16 protein-coding genes are annotated in these 17,379 nt (G+C 44.8%); 8 read left to right on the plus strand and 8 right to left on the minus strand.

Going from position 1 to position 17,379, the window contains the following annotated elements; genetic code table 11:
- Positions 1–187, minus strand: a 187-nt coding sequence (locus BLT94_RS20505; RefSeq protein WP_175530437.1) for a phage integrase N-terminal SAM-like domain-containing protein, incomplete at its 3' end; no start/stop codon positions are given.
- 239 nt (positions 188–426) lie between these two features.
- Between BLT94_RS20505 and BLT94_RS20510 the strand changes: the two genes are divergently transcribed.
- Positions 427–1,209 (plus strand): class I SAM-dependent methyltransferase, encoded by a 783-nt coding sequence (locus BLT94_RS20510; protein ID WP_092238395.1) that lies wholly within the window; start codon positions 427–429, stop codon positions 1,207–1,209.
- 217 nt (positions 1,210–1,426) lie between these two features.
- On the opposite strand, the gene BLT94_RS20515 is transcribed toward BLT94_RS20510, so the two are convergent.
- Positions 1,427–1,855: a helix-turn-helix domain-containing protein gene (locus BLT94_RS20515; RefSeq protein WP_139169090.1), complete on the minus strand. Its 429-nt coding sequence runs from the start codon at positions 1,853–1,855 to the stop codon at positions 1,427–1,429.
- Positions 1,852–1,968, minus strand: a complete 117-nt coding sequence (locus BLT94_RS22225; RefSeq protein WP_217641258.1) for a trp operon repressor — start codon at positions 1,966–1,968, stop codon at positions 1,852–1,854. The genes BLT94_RS20515 and BLT94_RS22225 overlap by 4 nt, the downstream gene beginning before the upstream one ends.
- Positions 1,969–2,207: 239 nt before the next feature.
- Here BLT94_RS22225 and BLT94_RS20525 point away from each other — a divergent pair, with 239 nt between their 5' ends.
- Complete coding sequence (locus BLT94_RS20525) at positions 2,208–2,444, plus strand: helix-turn-helix domain-containing protein (RefSeq protein WP_092238400.1); 237 nt, start codon at positions 2,208–2,210, stop codon at positions 2,442–2,444.
- Between the two features lie 183 nt (positions 2,445–2,627).
- Here BLT94_RS20525 and BLT94_RS20530 read toward each other — a convergent pair whose 3' ends face one another.
- The 5 genes from BLT94_RS20530 to BLT94_RS22575 form a co-directional block, all read right to left on the minus strand.
- A complete protein-coding gene (locus BLT94_RS20530) occupies positions 2,628–3,818 on the minus strand; it encodes an FMN-binding protein (RefSeq protein ID WP_092238403.1) in 1,191 nt (396 codons plus the stop codon).
- A gap of 97 nt (positions 3,819–3,915) precedes the next feature.
- Positions 3,916–5,307, minus strand: a complete 1,392-nt coding sequence (locus BLT94_RS20535) for a reductive dehalogenase (RefSeq protein WP_092238406.1) — start codon at positions 5,305–5,307, stop codon at positions 3,916–3,918.
- Complete coding sequence (locus tag BLT94_RS20540) at positions 5,307–5,600, minus strand: hypothetical protein (protein ID WP_092238409.1); 294 nt, start codon at positions 5,598–5,600, stop codon at positions 5,307–5,309. The genes BLT94_RS20535 and BLT94_RS20540 overlap by 1 nt, the downstream gene beginning before the upstream one ends.
- 124 nt (positions 5,601–5,724) lie before the next feature.
- On the minus strand, positions 5,725–7,023 hold the full coding sequence (locus BLT94_RS20545) for an OprD family outer membrane porin (protein ID WP_092238412.1): 1,299 nt from the start codon (positions 7,021–7,023) through the stop codon (positions 5,725–5,727).
- 213 nt (positions 7,024–7,236) lie between these two features.
- Positions 7,237–9,939, minus strand: a complete 2,703-nt coding sequence (locus BLT94_RS22575) for a LuxR C-terminal-related transcriptional regulator (RefSeq protein WP_092238414.1) — start codon at positions 9,937–9,939, stop codon at positions 7,237–7,239.
- Positions 9,940–10,098: 159 nt separating this feature from the next.
- Here BLT94_RS22575 and BLT94_RS20555 point away from each other — a divergent pair, with 159 nt between their 5' ends.
- The 6 genes from BLT94_RS20555 to BLT94_RS20580 all read left to right on the plus strand — a co-directional run bounded on the left by BLT94_RS20555 (position 10,099) and on the right by BLT94_RS20580 (position 17,379).
- Positions 10,099–11,079, plus strand: coding sequence for a hypothetical protein (locus tag BLT94_RS20555; protein WP_092238417.1), 981 nt, complete (start codon positions 10,099–10,101; stop codon positions 11,077–11,079).
- Positions 11,080–11,101: 22 nt separating this feature from the next.
- Positions 11,102–12,220 (plus strand): IS1634 family transposase, encoded by a 1,119-nt coding sequence (locus BLT94_RS20560; RefSeq protein ID WP_456073001.1) that lies wholly within the window; start codon positions 11,102–11,104, stop codon positions 12,218–12,220.
- A gap of 92 nt (positions 12,221–12,312) precedes the next feature.
- Complete coding sequence (locus BLT94_RS22105) at positions 12,313–12,480, plus strand: hypothetical protein (protein ID WP_175530438.1); 168 nt, start codon at positions 12,313–12,315, stop codon at positions 12,478–12,480.
- Between the two features lie 131 nt (positions 12,481–12,611).
- Positions 12,612–13,766 (plus strand): hypothetical protein, encoded by a 1,155-nt coding sequence (locus tag BLT94_RS20570; RefSeq protein ID WP_092238426.1) that lies wholly within the window; start codon positions 12,612–12,614, stop codon positions 13,764–13,766.
- Between the two features lie 54 nt (positions 13,767–13,820).
- Positions 13,821–14,258 carry a hypothetical protein gene (locus BLT94_RS20575; protein ID WP_245743204.1) on the plus strand — a complete coding sequence of 146 codons (438 nt, stop codon included), beginning with the start codon at positions 13,821–13,823 and terminating at the stop codon, positions 14,256–14,258.
- Between the two features lie 136 nt (positions 14,259–14,394).
- A complete protein-coding gene (locus tag BLT94_RS20580; RefSeq protein WP_092238432.1) occupies positions 14,395–17,379 on the plus strand; it encodes an Eco57I restriction-modification methylase domain-containing protein in 2,985 nt (994 codons plus the stop codon).

Raw genomic sequence — 17,379 nt, forward strand, 5'->3', positions numbered from 1 at the left:
TGAAATAATCGAGGAGTTGGTCTGTGGTCAGGTTCTCGACCCGGCAGTCGAAATAGTTGCCGATTCGCCTGATCGCCCGTGAGTAGGCCTCGATGGTCTTGGGTTGCAGGCCTGCCAGTTTCAAGTACTGAAGATGCTTGCGGTAATACTCGTTGAATTGTGGATCATTGGGCATGCTGGTGTCCATTGTAAACCTCCTTTTTGAAGTAACTGGTCAATGGCCGATGCGTTGGCATCGCCTTTTCCGGTATATTACTATAAGAAGGCAAAGTTACAATGTGTTGATTTTTAAAAGAGGGGAGCTTGCTGTCTCCGCGTAGCGGCTTCGTCCAACAAGCCAAATTAACTCGGACAAATAAAGGTGCGCCGCTTCGCTTTGTGCCTTGATTTTCCGGTTATTTGTGACGTTAATTTAGAGGATTGTTTATGAATAAAAAGGTCGTTGATTATTACACGGAAATATTTAGTGAAAATGAACGTCATGAAGATGGTTTTGGTCAAATTCAACGACAGCGTACACTTAATATTTTTAAACAATACCTTCAGGGTAACCCTCTCAAAATAATTGATATTGGTGGAGCAACTGGTGCCTATTCGTTTGATTTAGCAAGAGCTGGTCATAATGTACATCTATTAGACATAGTGCCCGCTCATATAGAAAAGGCTGAAAGAATCGGTTTGGATAAAGGAATTCTCCTTGATGGTTACCATGTTGGTGACGCTAAGGATTTAGAATTTGAAGATAACTCATTTGACGCTGTGATCTTGCATGGTCCGCTATATCACATCACAGGCTTAGTTGAGAGAAAGAAAGTCCTCAATGAAGCTCTTCGGATTTTAAAATCCAATGGGGTTCTGTTTGGTTTTGCAATTAATCGCTATGCGGGTGTTTTCTACGGTATTCATAGTGAGCTTATTCTGGATGACACCTATTTTGAAATGGTTAAAACAGAAGTAGAAACAGGTTTTAGAACTCGTAATCCAACTTGGCATTTTCATTTGCCTGAAGAATTAGAAGCAGAAATAACGTCGTCAGGTTTCAAAATAGAGGCAACGAAAGGCGTAGTTAGCCCTGTTTGGATGCTTCCTGATATTGAGTCGAAAATAGCTGATGCTGAAATGCATGAAAAAATACTTAGGGTTTGCGAGCTTCTTGAGAATGAGCCTAAGATTGGACAGGACTTTGTGTGCATCGGCCGAAAACAATAGTCAGCTTCCATAACAATAAAATTCAGTAGACGCAAAAAAGCAGCGCCGCTGATTTAAGCGAACCGCGCGGCGGTGGATGTCAAGCAAGATGTCGCCTTTTTATAAAACACTTTGTTAATATTCCCGCAAAATCCCCTCATGACCTCCGACGGATAATTTGAGGATCCATTCTCGCCCATGAGGGATTTTTTGCTAATGCTATACCCATTTCTGACATCTATGCAGCCCTCTTTGCCGTATCAGTATATAGGTAAAAGAACCTGCCCCTTACTGTTGACGGCAAATACGTTATGTCCCAGCTCCACAACTGGTTCGGGGCATTTGCAATCAATGGATCAGGACTGTGCCTTTTTGCGGGAAGACTGGATTGACGGTGTTTATTCATTTTTAAGTCCCTAAGAATTCTGTACATGGTTGATTCAGAACCCAGATAAATTCCCTGGTCAGCAAGTCTTGGTACGATCTGATTTGGATTGGACTCAGCAAATTCAGGCGACTCTAATACATTGGCTATCCGGGTCTTTTCATCATCAGACAATTTATTGCCAGGGGTGGCTCGGGAGCCTTTTCGGCTGTCCAGTCTTTGGGGCGTTTTTCTTTTGATTTCAATTTTATGCTTCCGTTTTGTTTGTATTCTCTTAATCATTTACCGATTGTAGACCGGCCAACACCTAATTCTTTTGCAATTTCATGGTGGGGTTTGTTTCCCTGTAACACCTTTTTTAACACAGCTTCTTTTAATTGAATAGAATATCCCATATTTATCACCTCAATGCCCCAAATTTAATTTTTAATTGAGGCGACATCTATCCTGACACAGGGGGGGATTTGGTCGTTTAAAAAAAGGAACTTTAAGTTTTGACCCAGCACTTTCAACCCCAGGACCTTAATTTCTGGGTCTCTGGTGAAAATTGAATTTACAGAAACGATTTTACACTAGCAGTTAGTCCTTTTTATGGACATGTACAACTAAGATATAACGACACGAAACAAGAGAATTGGGATGTAAAACTTTTCACCGGCTCCGGGTTGAAGCCGCAAAACGAATCATGGAAACTCAGAACTGCGGCTTTGATGAAATCGCCTGTAGGGTCGGATATGAGAACAGCGGCCATTTTCGAAAAGTGTTCACCGAACTGTGCCACATCAGCCCCAAAAAATATCGCACCAAGTGGGGCAAGGTGACCTTTCCGGTTGACCCTGAAAAAATGATTACAGATCCTTTTTTGGGGTGATTTTTATTTTAATCATATTTATTTACCACATTAAAAGGTTTAATCCATTAACAGGGATCTTAAAGACTTGAATTCCAGGTTTCCATAATCACAAGCAATATAAACAGCATTGTAAGCCAGTAAAAAATGATGATCAGGAATGAGGATTTGCTTTTTTTCTTTTGCTTTGCGGCCTGTGTTTCCTCACACATTTTCGTTGTTTGCATTTTCACATCCCTTTCTTGCTGATAAAAAAGGCAATTGTTTAATTTTTCCGCTGATTTTTCGAGAAACAGAAGCAACCTTATTCAAGAATGTTCCTACCGGGCAGAATGCGACACACCAAAAACGCCGGACAAAGAAACTGGCCACAAGTATTATAAACAGCAAATACCACTGATAGCTTGATCCATTCAATCCGAATATCGTCCCGAACGGTTCAAAGCTTGATACAGACGGATTCATGGACAGGAACGCCAAAAAGAAAACGGCAAAGAGGATCACATCTTTAATTTTGCGGATCCATTTCGCCTTTTTTCCCAAAGAAATGTTTATCCCGCTGATCTTATGGGTTATTTCCTGCACCCCGCAGAATGGACAGACATGAGAGCAGTATCTGTTTTTGCCCGTGAACAACGCCGTTCCGATAGCCCCCGCAAGCACAATATACCAGATAAAATTTTCGCAGGGAGAAGGAAAATAACCCAAAAACAGGGCGCCGACATTTCCCATGGATAAGGACCTGTTCAGCCAGAACCCAAGTATTGCCATACTCAGAACCAAAAAAGCAAAACGGTACTTTGAAAACCTTTTATACCCTGGCAGAAATAAAGATAACACAAACAATAAGGTGACCAAAATCTCTTTGAGCCCGATATGTAATTTTATTTTTGATTTTTGGGGTGGCCGGTTAAACTCCTTTAAAATAACCGTGTGGGCAACATTCTGGACACTTGATGCGATGGCCCGGGTCGAGAGGGTTGCCCCGGACACGCCGTCAATGTCACAATTCAGGGTCAATGCATCAGAAGCCTGTTTTTTGGCAAATTGACGAAAAAATCCGGCCTGAGTGATTTTGGTTATATACGAAGCGGTTTCCTTGTGGTCCAAAATAAGGATATCTTTAATGGTTCCGTCTACTGAAATGACGGTTCCAACGATCAAAGGCCCGCCGTAACCGATCTTGCTGCTCAGGCCAAGATAGGCAATCAGAGTACCATCTTCTCCAATTGCCTTGGCCGTATGATCGTTTATCGGCTCATAGCGAACCGCTTCCTTGTTCATTTTTTGATAATATTCATGTACGAGGCAGGGATCCATCTGGTTGGCAATTCGGCCATACACGAAAGCGGTCAAAAGCAAACCCAATGTTAAAAACGGCAGAAATCTCTTCATTCGTAAATTTGACCTTTCCCAATCCCGATATATTAAACCCATTGGAAAGAAGCAAGCGACACGCACTTTTTACTCGCCGCTTGCTTTTCCCGCCTTTTTAATACATCCTGTAATCCGTGCCATCCATATACCCAAGCCACCATTTATATTCACTGGCAAACTCCGTACCGTATCCACAAATATCGTCCATTTCCCTTATCACACGATTGGTTGAATCGGATTTCAATGAACCCAGGTAGGATCCCAACCTGTGGTACCAGCTATCCTCCTTGCTTGCCCATGGACAGACTTTCAAGCAACGCCCGCAACCGTAACCCTCCGGATTGGTGCGTCTGAACAAGGTGCATTTATCGTAATCAAGCTTCCATTTATAGTAGCCGTTATAGAGTACCTTATCATCATCCTTGGTAATGGCACCGGAAGGACATTCTTCGGCACATTTTTTACACACCCGGCAAAAATCCTGTACGCCGAAATCAATGGGGCGGTCAGGCATCAGCGGCATATCCGTCGTAACGACCACATCCTTGTGCCTGAAACCCAGATAGGGGTGCAGGACACAGTCACCCACACGGCACAATTCGCCCATACCCGAAGCAATGGCAACCGGCGGAACGGTAAGTTGATAATTCATCACATTGTGCGCACGGGCACTATAACCCAGGTTACGAATGTATTTGGCAATGGTGACAGCAGCCACTGCACCCATCAGGTACGCCCTTCTTGAGCCGAATGTTCCCCCATCGTAACCGTTTGAACCCATTGTCCCGGCCTTGAAACCCTGGTCAAACAACAGCGTAATGGCAAGCGGATGCGAATTCTCCACAGGTTTTTCAAACCGGATTCCCTTGCTTAACTGTCCCAAAGACGGTCCATTATGGGAAAAGAGCGCAAAGGTGGGCATTACCCCGATACCGACGTCAGCCGCACCTAAAAAGAAGCCCAAATCCTTCATATGGCGGGACATCTCTTCAGGACCGGGAATCGGGAACTTCTTGGGATTGGGTTTGCCGTCAATAATTTTTTCCGAGCCGTAGGGGAAAGTGGCAAAACGGATTGCATCTCCTATGGGAGAGACATGTTTTTTCCCCGTGGCTTTCACCAGTTTCTTAGGATCGCCGTAAAATCCGGCATTATATTTATGAAAACCGCCGGCCATTTCACTGACACGCTTAATCTTGCCTGCAATTTTGGTTGTCCCCAGATAACCACTGGAAATGTCCACCTGCTTGGGATTGTTTATGTCGAAACTGCCGCCGGGATAATCAAGATACCGCACCTTTGCGCCCTGCCAGCCATCCGGGCGATAAACCAGCTTTTCGGAAAGAATTTTTTCCTCTTTCTTGTCATTATTAATCGCAAAAGCGGCCGTGCCACCGACAGCAGCAAGGCCCATGCTGGAAATTGCCGCGCCGCCGATTTTTAAGAAGTTTCTGCGGTCAACAGACTTTTCTTGCTGATTTTCCATATTTTTTTTATCATCCGACATTATACAGCCTCCTTATATCCAGTCTTAACCGTTTTTTTACCGATCAACCCTGTGACTCTGACAATGACAAAGGCTGAAATAATAGCAATAATACCAAAAAAGGTCATGCCAACTGCCGCTGCCTTGTGATGATGGCCCATATAGTTTGAGTATACAAAGGATACCCCCATAACAACCCATGCATACCAACCAAGACCCAACAGCCATTCATACCATTTCGTTGAATTCTTATACAGAAAAGCCACAACGAGTACACATAATGCCCCTGCCAAAAAGATTAAAAAACCGCTCATTTAATACGCCTCCTTTTCCATCTTGTTTTCTGTTAAAAGATCTCAACCAACCCCATTTATTCTGCCCCTGATACCGGCAAAATAGCCTGCATCAGGGACAGGACTTACCGGAAGCAATGTCCGGTTAGAACGTGTAGGTCAGCTGGGACCGGGTGTCTGAATAGTCGTTCTGGCTGTTGGCCCAGTCTCCGTCCACAATGGCATGACGGATCCTGAGCGTCCACCCGTCAAGGCAGCCCTGCATGGCGTAATTGAGTTCCAGGTCAAGCTCTGTCATGTCTTCTGCAGCATTCTTCTGCCCTTTGTCAGGGGTGTCGAAAATCCCGTATTCCGCGATCAGGCGCAGGCCTTTCAACCGGTCGAAAAACCGTGACAGATCCTGTTCCGCCCTGAAGGACCAGGCAACTTCTTCGGCCCTGACATTGTTGACCTTCTGAAGCGCAATGTTTTTCACTGCAGTCCTGGCCCCCATCAGATCATGGTCCCCGATCGTAGAGTAGTTGACCAATAATTTCAAACCCTTGTATGCTGTGCCCACCTGACCGCCGATCATATGGGTGTCAAATCCCTGGCCGCCCGTTCCCAGGGCATCCCCTGCATCGCTCTGAAAAACGGTGCGCCCCCGGCCCCAGAGCGTCAGGTCCTTGCTGACCTTGTGCCGGTAATCGGCGCTCAGCCAGGTGTTGCTGAAAATGTCGTGGAAAAGGTGGTACGCACCGATCAGGCGCCATCCCTTGAATCCGGCATATTTGAACTGAAGATAACTGCAGCCGCTGTTCTGATCATCCGGAACCCCTTTGTAGCTGTCCGAGATCCAAACAAAATCATCCGCCGCCGTATCCTTGAACCGGAGCATGTGACCGGCCTCGATCTCCAGGTTTTCGATCTCCTTGCTCAGGATGCTGAGACCCTCATGGGTGACGGGGATGAGCCGCTTGTCCCAGTGGGTGAGCCACATGGTCTTCAGTTCCTGGGCACCGACTTTGATCTTTGTCTTGGAAATGTCGTATGCGATGAAATACTCTCCCAGAACAGTGACATTGTCTGCATTGCCGCTGCTGTCTTTCGGGACCAGACCGCCATAGACCTCGTCATCGTCATCATTCAGCCCCAGGGGCTGGGCCGTGTAAAAACCGGCGCCAAAACTGATTCCCTTGAAAGGCGCTGTCCGGGCGTGCAGCATGCCACCGGTGGCAAAGGTTTTTTTATCCTTCAGGTCGTCCCGGTCATAATCCTGGGAAAAATAAAAGGTCCGGAACTCTCCGAACACATTTCCCTTGGTGAACATCTCGCTGAATTTTTCCGCTTTCGGCGCCGGCGGCGCCCCACCCGGCTTTGACTTGGCTATCACAGTCAAAGGGCAACAGAAAAAGAGTACCATCAACATGCAGATCAGTTTTCCTATGTACTTTTGCAGATTCATTTTTTTTTCCTTTCATTCAATCAAACGGCAATTCAGATCCGCGCCCTGCCGCACATCACGGATCGATTATTATGCAAACCATAAAATATTGATTAAACGAAGGACACCCACTTGTCATCACCCAAGAAGGTGAGATTGAACAATTTTCACAGGATCTTGCTCACCCGAAAGGGTGAGGTGTCTGGGAGGGGGACAAAAATAAGAACAGGCGGGTCAGGGGATGAGCCCGATCTGACGGGCACGAGCCACGGCCTGGGTTCGGCTGTTGACCAGAAGCTTGTCAAAGATGTTTTTGATATGGGTCTTGACGGTATTGACGGAGATGGAAAGGGTATCCGAAATTACCGGGTTGCTCTGCCCCGACGCCAGAAGCAGCAGGATTTCCATCTCGCGTTCGGTCAACGGCTCGGTCATCGGCTCGGCCGGGATGGACAGGAAGGAACCATGCCCCATTTCATCTTCAATGGTTTTGATCAGATGAAGGACATACTCGGCTGAAACAGTTGGCTGCCATTGGCGGGAGGCTTTCTGGCGGACAGTATGAAGCAGGGAGAGGATCGAGTTTCCGCAGTCGGCAAAAAACCGGATATACCCTGCCGCATGCCCCATGAGCAGGGCCGCCTCCATGGCAGAGACCGCCCTGTCCTTTTCTCCCACACGGTCAAGGGCCCGGGCCAGAAGTATCCGGGCTTCCAGGAGCCTGGGGATCTTGCCGGTCTCCCTGATCCGGGGCATCACCTGATTCAGGCAGCAGATGGCGGTTTTGTCATCATGACCCTCGATCAGGTTGCGGATAAAAGGAATGCAGATGCAGGTGCAGAACCCGTTGCACCCCTTGCAATTGATATCCTTTTTGGGTTCCATGACCGCAGCCGGTATCCCGGCACGGCTCAACTGGCGCATTCGTATCATCAGAAAGGATTCCGCACGCTTGAACTGATGCTCATAGCAGTGAAGGTGACCGGTATGGACCTGATTCCTGGTTGACTTGAGAAGATTGCTGGCCTTCTCGATGTTGTTTTTCGCCGTATTGATCAGTGTCAAAAGAATGTTGCCGTATATCAGAAGACGGGAGTTCATCTCTTTTTCTGCCATCTTGAAAGCAATTTTTACCTCTTTTTCAGACGCTTCCAGACGGTTCGTCTGGTAATGGATCTGTGCCAGCCGCATATGAAGCTCGGCCAAAACAAAACAATCGCTTTCGCAAACGACCTGCTCTTTGTCCAGTGCCCTTGTGCAGGTATCGATGCAGGTGTCAGGATGCCCCTTGTAAAACTGCACCGAGGCCATGCCGACCATTGCCGAAAGCAGGGCAAAGGCATCGTCTTTTTCTCTGCCCTGTTTCAGGACCGTGGTGTAAGCGTTTTCAGCATTGTCGATATTGCCGTACCGCAATTCCAGATCCCCCATCAAAACAATGGAGATCAGCTTCCAGGAGCCAAAGGAGGGTTTTTCAATAATCTTTTCCAGAACCCTCTTGGCTTCCGCCGGATCCCCCTTCAGGCTGAAAAATGCCGCCACAACCGTATGATAGAGCTTGTACAGCCGCGCATTGTCCTGAAGGATCTGGTTCTTTTCAACATAGGTCTCCAGATAGCTGAGCCGGTTCTGGACCTGGGGCAGATCCCCCAGTTGAATGAAGATCACGGCCTCAAAAAGATTAAGCAGGGCATTGGCGTGGACAAAATCGGCAGGAATGGCCGAAAGCCATGACTTGACCGAAAAAAAATCCCCTTTCTTAAAAAGGACCTCCCCATGGTCTTCAATAAGAAAACAGGCCCTGTCGTAATCCTTGCTGAAGATGGCATGCCAGATGGCCTGGGAAAAAAAACCGTGACGCTCGTACCAGAGGCTCGCTTTTGAGTGGCCTTCCAGAAGCATTTCCGGGTACTGACGCCGGACCTTCTTTTCCAGAAGCGCCTTGAAAAAATTCTGATACCGGAACCATGTGCGGTCATGATCCAGGGGAATGACAAACAGGTTCTTTTTTTCCAGATCATCCAGAAACTCCTGACATCTTTTACAGCCTGTCACCGCCTCGCACAGACCCGATGTCATCTTTTCCAGCAGGCAGGTTTTCAACAAAAACTCTATCCGCTCGGAAGGCTGCTGGTCCAGCATTTCCTGGACCAGAGACGCTGCTGCCGAGGGATCGTCGCTGAAATAAGATTTTTCATCCTCCTTCCGGTTCTGCCCGGAGGATGCGGAGAGTGCCAGTAGCTTGAGCCCGGCGATCCATCCTTCTGTCCGTCCCATCAGCCTGTCGACCTCAGGCGCCGCCAGATCCAGCCCTATGGTGTGTGTCAGGAACTGTTCCGCCTCTATCCGGCAAAAATTTAGCTGGGCCTGATCCAGCCTGAGAAGCCGGTTCTGAATCACCCATTTCCCGCAGGAAATGGGAAAGCTTTCCCGTGATGCAATGACAAAAACAAAATTGTCAGGCAGATAATCCAGCAGAAAGGCCAATGCCTCATGGATATCGGGCTGTGTAATGTGATGATAGCCGTCCAGAACCACCACCACCTCTCCCGGAAACACCATGGCGGTATTGACCAGGTGGGTCATGAGGGTTTTCACCGGCACAGGCCCGGGCGTATTGAGCGCATTGTAAATCAAGGAAAAATCCATCTTTGTGGCCCAGCTCACCGAAGTCACCAGATAATGCAGAAACCTGGAAATTTCATCATCCGCCTCACCGATGGAGAGCCATGCTGCACTGCGTCCGCTGTGCTGCAGCCATTCGCACAGAAGCGTGGTCTTTCCCGTCCCGGCCGGTGCCGTCAGAAGGATCAGCCTGGCACCACTATTGATGCCCCTTTCCAACTGTTCCAGCAGTTGGGGCCTCAATACCCTGTCGGTTCTCAACTTAGGGGGATAGAGCTTGGTGTGAATCAGCAGCAAATTTTCAAAATTCATCCGGTCCACCTCCCTACTGTGGCAACTATAGCAATGGCAGCAAAAAACCTTTGGGATATAGCACTATCCCCATGGAATGGCAAGAATAGACACAACTGTTGAATTTATCCTTATGTCTGCCCTTGTTCAAAAAACCGGAATGGGATATTCTCGGTCTCCATGGACATTATTTTTTCATCCCTTGAGTTTACGGCCGACCTGGTCCTTAGGATCGGATCCATCATGCTTGTCAGCCTTTTGGGAATCGAACTGTCCATCCAAATGGGCCACTTGAAATACCTGACAGCCATCACAAAGCCGGTTGCGCGACTCACCCGGCTCCCATCGGAAAGCGCCATCAGCTTTTTGGCAGCCATTGGTTCCACTGTGGCGGCCCATACCATGACAGCGCAGTTTTATGCCGACGGCCGCGTGACCAGCAGGGTGCTGCTGGCCACCGGGGTTTTGAACACTGTACCGGTTCACTTCAGAAAACCACTGGCCTTCTATCTCCCGGTCATCATCCCGCTGTTCGATCTTCGTCTCTGCCTTGTGTACATGTTTGCATTCTGGTTGACCGGCCTTCTCAAGCTTTCTTTTGCCGCCGCCATGGGAAGGGGCATTGCGCCCGGGACCATACCCGGGGACGGGGAAGAGGATCAGATCGAAAGAATCGAGCATCCTGAACAGCCCCGAAAAACCATTGGGCAGATGATCAAATCAGCCTGGCTTGCCAGGAAAAAGATGTTCATCCGAATGGTAACCCTGCTTGCCGGAATGACCTTTTTTTTTCAGGTACTTCTCCAGTCCGGCATGCTGGACTGGTTTGAATCGGTCATCTGGCCGCTGGCCTTAATTGTCGACCTGCCGGCCACTGTCGTGGCACCGATATCGGCCTATATTTTCAGCCCTGTCATGGGAATCACGTTGCTGTTCAGTCTGATGGATCAGGCCGGTATCACCGAATACCAGGCGATGATCGCCCTTTTGGTGGGCGGGCTTGTGACCATACCTGTAACGCGGTTCTGGCGCACCCTTCCCCGCTATATCGCCATTTACGGGCTCAAGTTCGGCAGCGCCCTGTGCGGAATCAATGCCGGGATCGCCCTGATATCCTGGAGCCTCACCCTTGCCGGTGTGATCCTGTGCTGCAGCCATTAGCAGACATGCCCCCCCCCCATTTATCTCTCCCTTTAAACGATGTTGGGATAAATGGAACCGGGTTGACGAAGATACCTTGCATCAAATCACCTTGAAATTCTTTGAACGGCTATGGCAAATTGAATCTCCAGCTTCAGATTGTCTTTTATTCGACACCACCAATTATTACACATTTATGGCAAGCCACACTGAATCAGAAATAGCCTGCCGGGGTAAAAACAAGGAAGGTCGGCATCATCTCAGGCAAATAGGTCTTGGCCTTTTAGTTGCCAAAGGCACAAAGCTTCCACTGTATTATTCAGTCTGTCCCGGCAACATCCATGACAGCAGGCATTTTGAGACCATCATGGACGAAATGTTTGGCGTTGTGTGCGGACTGAATAAAACCAAGGAACGACTTACCGTTGTAATTGACAAAGGCATGAATTCTGAAGGCAACTACACCTGGATTGATGAACATTCCAGGGTCCATTTTATTACCACATATTCCACATACTTTGCCCAGGACCTTGCTGTTATCCCACTGGATCGTTTTGAGGTGGCTGACACCACCGGCAACAAACAACTGATAGAGAAAGATTGTTATGATGAATGCCAACTGGCCTATCGCTCAAAGGGTGAGTACTGGGGTAAAGAACGTACAGTAATTGTCACGTATAGCCCCAAAACCGCCCGAAAAAAATCCTATACCTTTGATAGCAAGCTCGAAACCATCCGCCAAGAGCTGCTTAAAATGAGGACTAAAGTCAAGGAAGAAGCCCCTCATTGGAAAAATTCAGATGATATAATGAACCGATACCTACGCTTATGCCAAAGGCTTCACATTTCATCCAACCTTTTTTCTCTGAATTTCAAACAGTCAGAAAAGGGGCTGAGCATGAGCTTTCGGAAAAATCCATATCAGGTCAAACAAAAAAAGCTGATGTTTGGTAAAAACATCTTGAGACACCAAGTAAGACCCAGGCCGAAGTCCTATCGGCTTTTGGCCGCCGGATTGATGAGGGTAGGGTCTTACAGGTCATGGATTAATAAAGCCCCGCTAATTAAGACGATGGGCGTCATACGTCGTCTTATCCACGAAACTCCTGTAAAACATGTAATAATGGATTTAGCCAAATCCCCCTTTTTCACTTGCTTTTAAAAAATGTCATCCAAAGGAACGATCATGGAATTGTTAGTTCTCTTATTTTGAACCACAAATATAGTTCAGATAAAGAAGGGAAAATAAAATTAATGAATATTGAACCTATTGTTGATTTTGCAAGCTTGGCGATTGCATTTCATAATAAACCCGTATTTAAAGAACTTGTTGATAAGAGTAATCAGCAAATTTGTTTTAAGCTACATCCTTATTCTTCTGTATTTAATGCAATGTTTCAAAATTGCGGAAAAAAGTGCTAATTCTAAGTAAAACAAGAAATATGCTGACGGACAAGCCGCAGATGTTCATGTTAAAAACTGAATTTATTTTTGATGATGTCCTAAATAAAAGATTGACTTATCCCTGAGAATTTTATCATAAAATTAGAATTATGAGCGAATACCAATATTATGAATTTATGGCCATTGATCGTCCTCTGACTCTTGAGGAGACGAAGGCTTTACGTGCCCTTTCAACACGTGCCCAAATCACGCCCGTCAGTTTTATCAACGAGTACAATTGGGGTGATTTCAAAGGAGATCCAGACAAGCTGATGCAGCGGTACTTTGATGCTCATGTCTATGTGGCGAACTGGATGACTGCCATTTTTATGGTACGCGTGCCGATTGAAACACTATCAAGAAAGATTGCCAAGGCCATGGAAATTAACTATATACTCGATTTCAAGGCCACTAAAACCCACTGGATTATTACGTGGCGCCTTGAGGAATCTGAAAACTATGACCGTTTTGGAATGGAAGATGGCCGAGGCTGGATGGCGCGCCTGGCTCCGTTGAGAGATGAATTGTTGCGGGGGGATATCCGAAGCCTTTACATCGGTTGGCTGGCATCTGTGACTGGGGAAATGATAGACGATCATAAAAAGGAACCTTTATCCGTAAGTGGATTGGGAAGCTTGACATCATCCCAGCAGGCATTGTCTGAATTTTTAGAGGTGGACCCTGATTTGTTGAAAGGTGCGGGTATTAACAGCCCCGCAGTCCAAGCCGAAGAAATTTCTGAAAGTGAGGTGGAAGATTGGATCGATTGTTTACCGAAAAGTGAAGTGAATACTTTTATAAAACAGCTCCTACAGGGCAAAGGCCATCAAGCCGAAAGGAAATTGAAGAACTGGTTCGCGACATGGCGGATAAACTTGCAAGGAGATAAACCCCAAACGCCTCGACGGACATTGGGAGAACTGCTGAAAAATGCAAAGAAAGCTGAAAAAATACGCCTTGACTTGGAAAGCCTTGAGCAGATGCAGCAAGAAATCAAACGCCGCAAAGAGAGAGAGGTATATCTGAAGAACATATCCAAGGATTTTCCAAAGATTTGGAAGTCGGTTCAGCAAATCGTGAAAAGAGGATCGGGACTGGCCTACGATGAAGCCTGCCGTTCCATTTTGGATATTTCTGAAGCATACTCACTCATAGGGAATAGTAGATCTTTCAGACAGGAATTAAATAAATTCATGACCAGTCATATGCGACGTAGGGCATTGATCCAACGTCTTGCAAAAGTCGGTATCTGGGAGGAAAAATAAAGAAAGTTACAGTTAGAACCCCGTTTTTAAAAAAATTAAAAATCGATAAATCTAATGCATAAAATCAAACCTCCATTATATATGATCGGTAAGAAAGTTCACTGCTGGCGGTGCGATACAAAGATGCCGGTAATCGCACTTTTGGCCCCTCATATCGAAAATGGTTATGATGAAGTCTATACCATATCCGGTATAGAGAAAATGCCTGTTAACATCAGATCATTTATCCAAAGCAAAGTCCCGACATTCTTTTTCAGATATTCAAAAACAGTGGGGAAAAAATATTTTGCAAACACCTGTCCGCACTGCAATGTTATTTATGGTGACTTTTTTTTGCATGATGAACCTGGGGCCCCTTTCTTCCCCGCTGATGAGGAAGACGCCAAGTTGTTATATATCAAAGAGATTCCTATAAACGGACCCGTTGAAATCGAAGGTGGGGCAGTATCCGGAATGGGAGAAATAATTCTGGAACATGCAATAAGAGTTTGACTACACCATACATTTAAAACCTCACAATTATAATTTGCTCTGAACAATCAATTTCATAAACATTGACAAAAAAGCATGTCTTATGTAATTCATTTCAGATGAACCTTTATACGCCACAAAATACAAAAGTATTCTAATGACATCAAATAATTCTCAGAATAGTTTTAATATCCTTCTTGAAAAATTTGAAATGATATCTGAAGGATACAAGTCTCCAAGTCTATTGTTACCCAATGACCTTCATTTGTCAGATGGTGACAAAATTATTTTAGAACAGGCGGGAAAATATAATGTTGATGCGGTGTATGTAAGGCAATTCAATGACGGACGAAACCCTATCCCACAAATATACATATATGATTTTATCAAAAACCCCAGGAAAGATAATGAGATAACAGAACTGTATCGGAAAATTTGGAACTCCGGTCATGTTCCTCTTATTTTTTTATTTTTTAGAACAGAAATTCAAATATTAACCTGTTTAAAACAACCGGATTTCGATCCAAAAACCGGGAATCTTTCATATAGCCTGTTTGAAAAAATCCATTTGGCATCAAAAGCAAAAAAAGAGTTGGATAAATTCAAACAGTTATCTGCTAGGCGGTTTGATAATGGCTCATTTTGGACTGACTCAAAATATAAAAGCAAATTTTCATTAAAAGAGACTGCCTATATAAAGCTTTTAACTGAACTCAAAACAGCCAAACGAGATATCATTAAAAAAGAGATTCTGGATGAGAATCTTACAAAAAAGCTTCTTGTGATGTCGATTCTTGTCAAATACCTTGAAGAGAGAGAGGATAAAGACGGCAATAAAGTTTTTCCCAAAAGGTTTTTTGTCAAATTTTCAAATGGGGAGGATAATTTTTTAGATGTCCTTCGTAAAAAAGGGGGATGCCTTCGATTATTTGATGAACTGAGCAGCAAGAATAGTTTTAATGGAGAAATTTTCGCCTGGAACGGCAAAAAAGAAAGAGAGCAGTTAGCCGAAGCAGACTTAAACTCTTTTGCCGATTTTTTTGAAGGGCGGCTTGATAATGGTCAGTACACTTTTTGGCGGCTTTATTCATTCAATGATTTACCCATCGAACTCATCAGTAATATCTATGAAGAATTTTTAGATAAAAAAGCCGGAGTCGTTTACACGCCACCTTATTTGGTCAATTTGCTTATCGATGAGCTGTTGCCGTTGTCTGATTTCGAAAAAAAAGAATTTAAGGTGTTGGATCCTGCGTGTGGGTCAGGTATTTTCCTTGTGGCTGCGTACAAAAGGATGATTCAGTGGTGGAAAATCCGCAACAATTGGGCCAAACCTGATTCCCAAAACTTAGATGAACTAAAAAAAATTTTAAAAAATAATATTTTTGGTGTCGATATTCACGAAGAAGCCGTACGCTTAACGTTTTTCAGCATTAGTTTGGTGCTTTTAGATGAATTGTCACCAAAGGTTATCTGGGAGAATTTAAAATTTGATAATCTCATTGGGAACAATTTCATCAGCATTGATTTTTTTGAACTAATTGAGAAAGATTTACTAAAACCGGAATTCGATCTTATTGTGGGGAATCCTCCCTTTGAATCAAAATTGACAGATACTGCAGCAAAGATTGAAAACAAAAGACGCCGGACATATCCAAAACTGCTGGATAATCAAATCGCACTGCTTTTTCTGGATCAGTCTATTACCCTGTGCAAAAAAAATGCATCTCTTTGTTTGATAATGCCGTCCGGTCACTTTTTATACAATACCAACGCGGCTGATTTCCGAACTTATTTTCTTAACAATTATCATGTTCCGCAGCTAATTGATTTTACCTTCCTTAGCCAGGTTCTTTTTGAGAGCGCAAACGTGCCGGTTACTGCTGTTTTCGCAAAAAATCAAAAGCCTGATGAAACAGACATCCTCCATGTTACGGTCCGCAGGACAAAACCGGCCAAAGAAAAGCTTTACTTTGAATTGGACCACTATGATTTTCATAAAGTGCCTTTTAAAGACGCCCTAAAAAGCAGGCTTGTCTGGAAAGCCAACTTGCTGGGAGGCGGCAGGTTAAGACAGCTTTTGGACAGGCTGGAACCCATCCGAAATTTTGGTACGTTTCTATCTGAAAAAGAGCAGAATGAAGGATGGAAAATCGCAGAGGGATTTATAGTTGGAAATGAAGATAAAATTGATACCCTTGTCAGATTGAAAGAAAAAGTTCCAGAATTAACTGATGATGAAAACCTGAAGTTGCAGGAACTTGAAAAAAAATTTCAACCAGCCGAATACCTTACCGGGAAAAAAACACTGCCCACGGATGCATTCACAGAAGATGGCATCAATGATAGTGAAATTTACAAACTTGAAAACAAATATTTTTATCGGAGCAGCAAAAAGAATAAAGAAATTTTTCAAGCCCCTCACCTTCTGATAAAGGAAGGCGTATCAGAAAGTTCCATTCCAGTAATATTTCGGGAAGACGATCTTTCTTTCAGGCATGAAATAATTGGTATCCATGCTCCGAATCAAGCCGATGCGCTCAAAAGAATAGAAAAACGATTCAAGAATAACAGAACATATCTTTTTCATGTTGCCGGATTCAGCAGCAGGTATATGATCACCAGGGCAACGGCTATTTTGAAGAATGATATTGAATGCCTGCCTTATCCTGAGGATGAAGCAGAGCTTAATATATCGGATCTCGAACGAATTCTTATGGATGATGTGCTTGATTACATGCTTGATTTCAGGAGAAAAGGCGAGAATGCGGACTCGGAAAAACCGGTAACACAGGGTCAGCTGAAACAATTTTCCAGTGTTTATTGTAAGGTTTTGAATTCTGTTTATAAAAATCTTAAGCCGTATCACTATTTTGAAACAAAATCATATATTTGCTTTCCTTTTTATTTTGATGATCCTTCATCCATTGCCCTTCAAAAAACTAAAGGGCTTGAAGATGATCTTGATGAGCTTATCAAAAATAATGTGAATTCGAATTCAAGAATCATTCGAATGCTTCGGATTTATGAAAATAATATTATTTATCTTATTAAACCTAAGCAGACGCGCTACTGGTTACGTTCGGTTGCAATTCGGGATGCTGACGAAACCTTTTCTGATTTAGTGACCCAAGGGTTTTAA

Origin of the sequence: Desulfobacula phenolica (assembly GCF_900105645.1) — a bacterium.
Lineage (GTDB): Bacteria > Desulfobacterota > Desulfobacteria > Desulfobacterales > Desulfobacteraceae > Desulfobacula > Desulfobacula toluolica.

What these genes read in the sequence shown, in the direction of transcription:
- BLT94_RS20510 (WP_092238395.1), top strand. Translation starts at nt 427, where the DNA reads ATGAATAAAAAGGTCGTTGATTATTACACGGAAATATTTAGTGAAAAT.
- BLT94_RS20515 (WP_139169090.1), bottom strand. Translation starts at nt 1,855, where the DNA reads ATGATTAAGAGAATACAAACAAAACGGAAGCATAAAATTGAAATCAAA.
- BLT94_RS22225 (WP_217641258.1), bottom strand. Translation starts at nt 1,968, where the DNA reads ATGGGATATTCTATTCAATTAAAAGAAGCTGTGTTAAAAAAGGTGTTA.
- BLT94_RS20530 (WP_092238403.1), bottom strand. Translation starts at nt 3,818, where the DNA reads ATGAAGAGATTTCTGCCGTTTTTAACATTGGGTTTGCTTTTGACCGCT.
- BLT94_RS20535 (WP_092238406.1), bottom strand. Translation starts at nt 5,307, where the DNA reads ATGTCGGATGATAAAAAAAATATGGAAAATCAGCAAGAAAAGTCTGTT.
- BLT94_RS20540 (WP_092238409.1), bottom strand. Translation starts at nt 5,600, where the DNA reads ATGAGCGGTTTTTTAATCTTTTTGGCAGGGGCATTATGTGTACTCGTT.
- BLT94_RS20545 (WP_092238412.1), bottom strand. Translation starts at nt 7,023, where the DNA reads ATGAATCTGCAAAAGTACATAGGAAAACTGATCTGCATGTTGATGGTA.
- BLT94_RS22575 (WP_092238414.1), bottom strand. Translation starts at nt 9,939, where the DNA reads ATGAATTTTGAAAATTTGCTGCTGATTCACACCAAGCTCTATCCCCCT.
- BLT94_RS20555 (WP_092238417.1), top strand. Translation starts at nt 10,099, where the DNA reads ATGGACATTATTTTTTCATCCCTTGAGTTTACGGCCGACCTGGTCCTT.
- BLT94_RS22105 (WP_175530438.1), top strand. Translation starts at nt 12,313, where the DNA reads ATGAATATTGAACCTATTGTTGATTTTGCAAGCTTGGCGATTGCATTT.
- BLT94_RS20570 (WP_092238426.1), top strand. Translation starts at nt 12,612, where the DNA reads ATGAGCGAATACCAATATTATGAATTTATGGCCATTGATCGTCCTCTG.
- BLT94_RS20575 (WP_245743204.1), top strand. Translation starts at nt 13,821, where the DNA reads ATGCATAAAATCAAACCTCCATTATATATGATCGGTAAGAAAGTTCAC.
- BLT94_RS20580 (WP_092238432.1), top strand. Translation starts at nt 14,395, where the DNA reads ATGACATCAAATAATTCTCAGAATAGTTTTAATATCCTTCTTGAAAAA.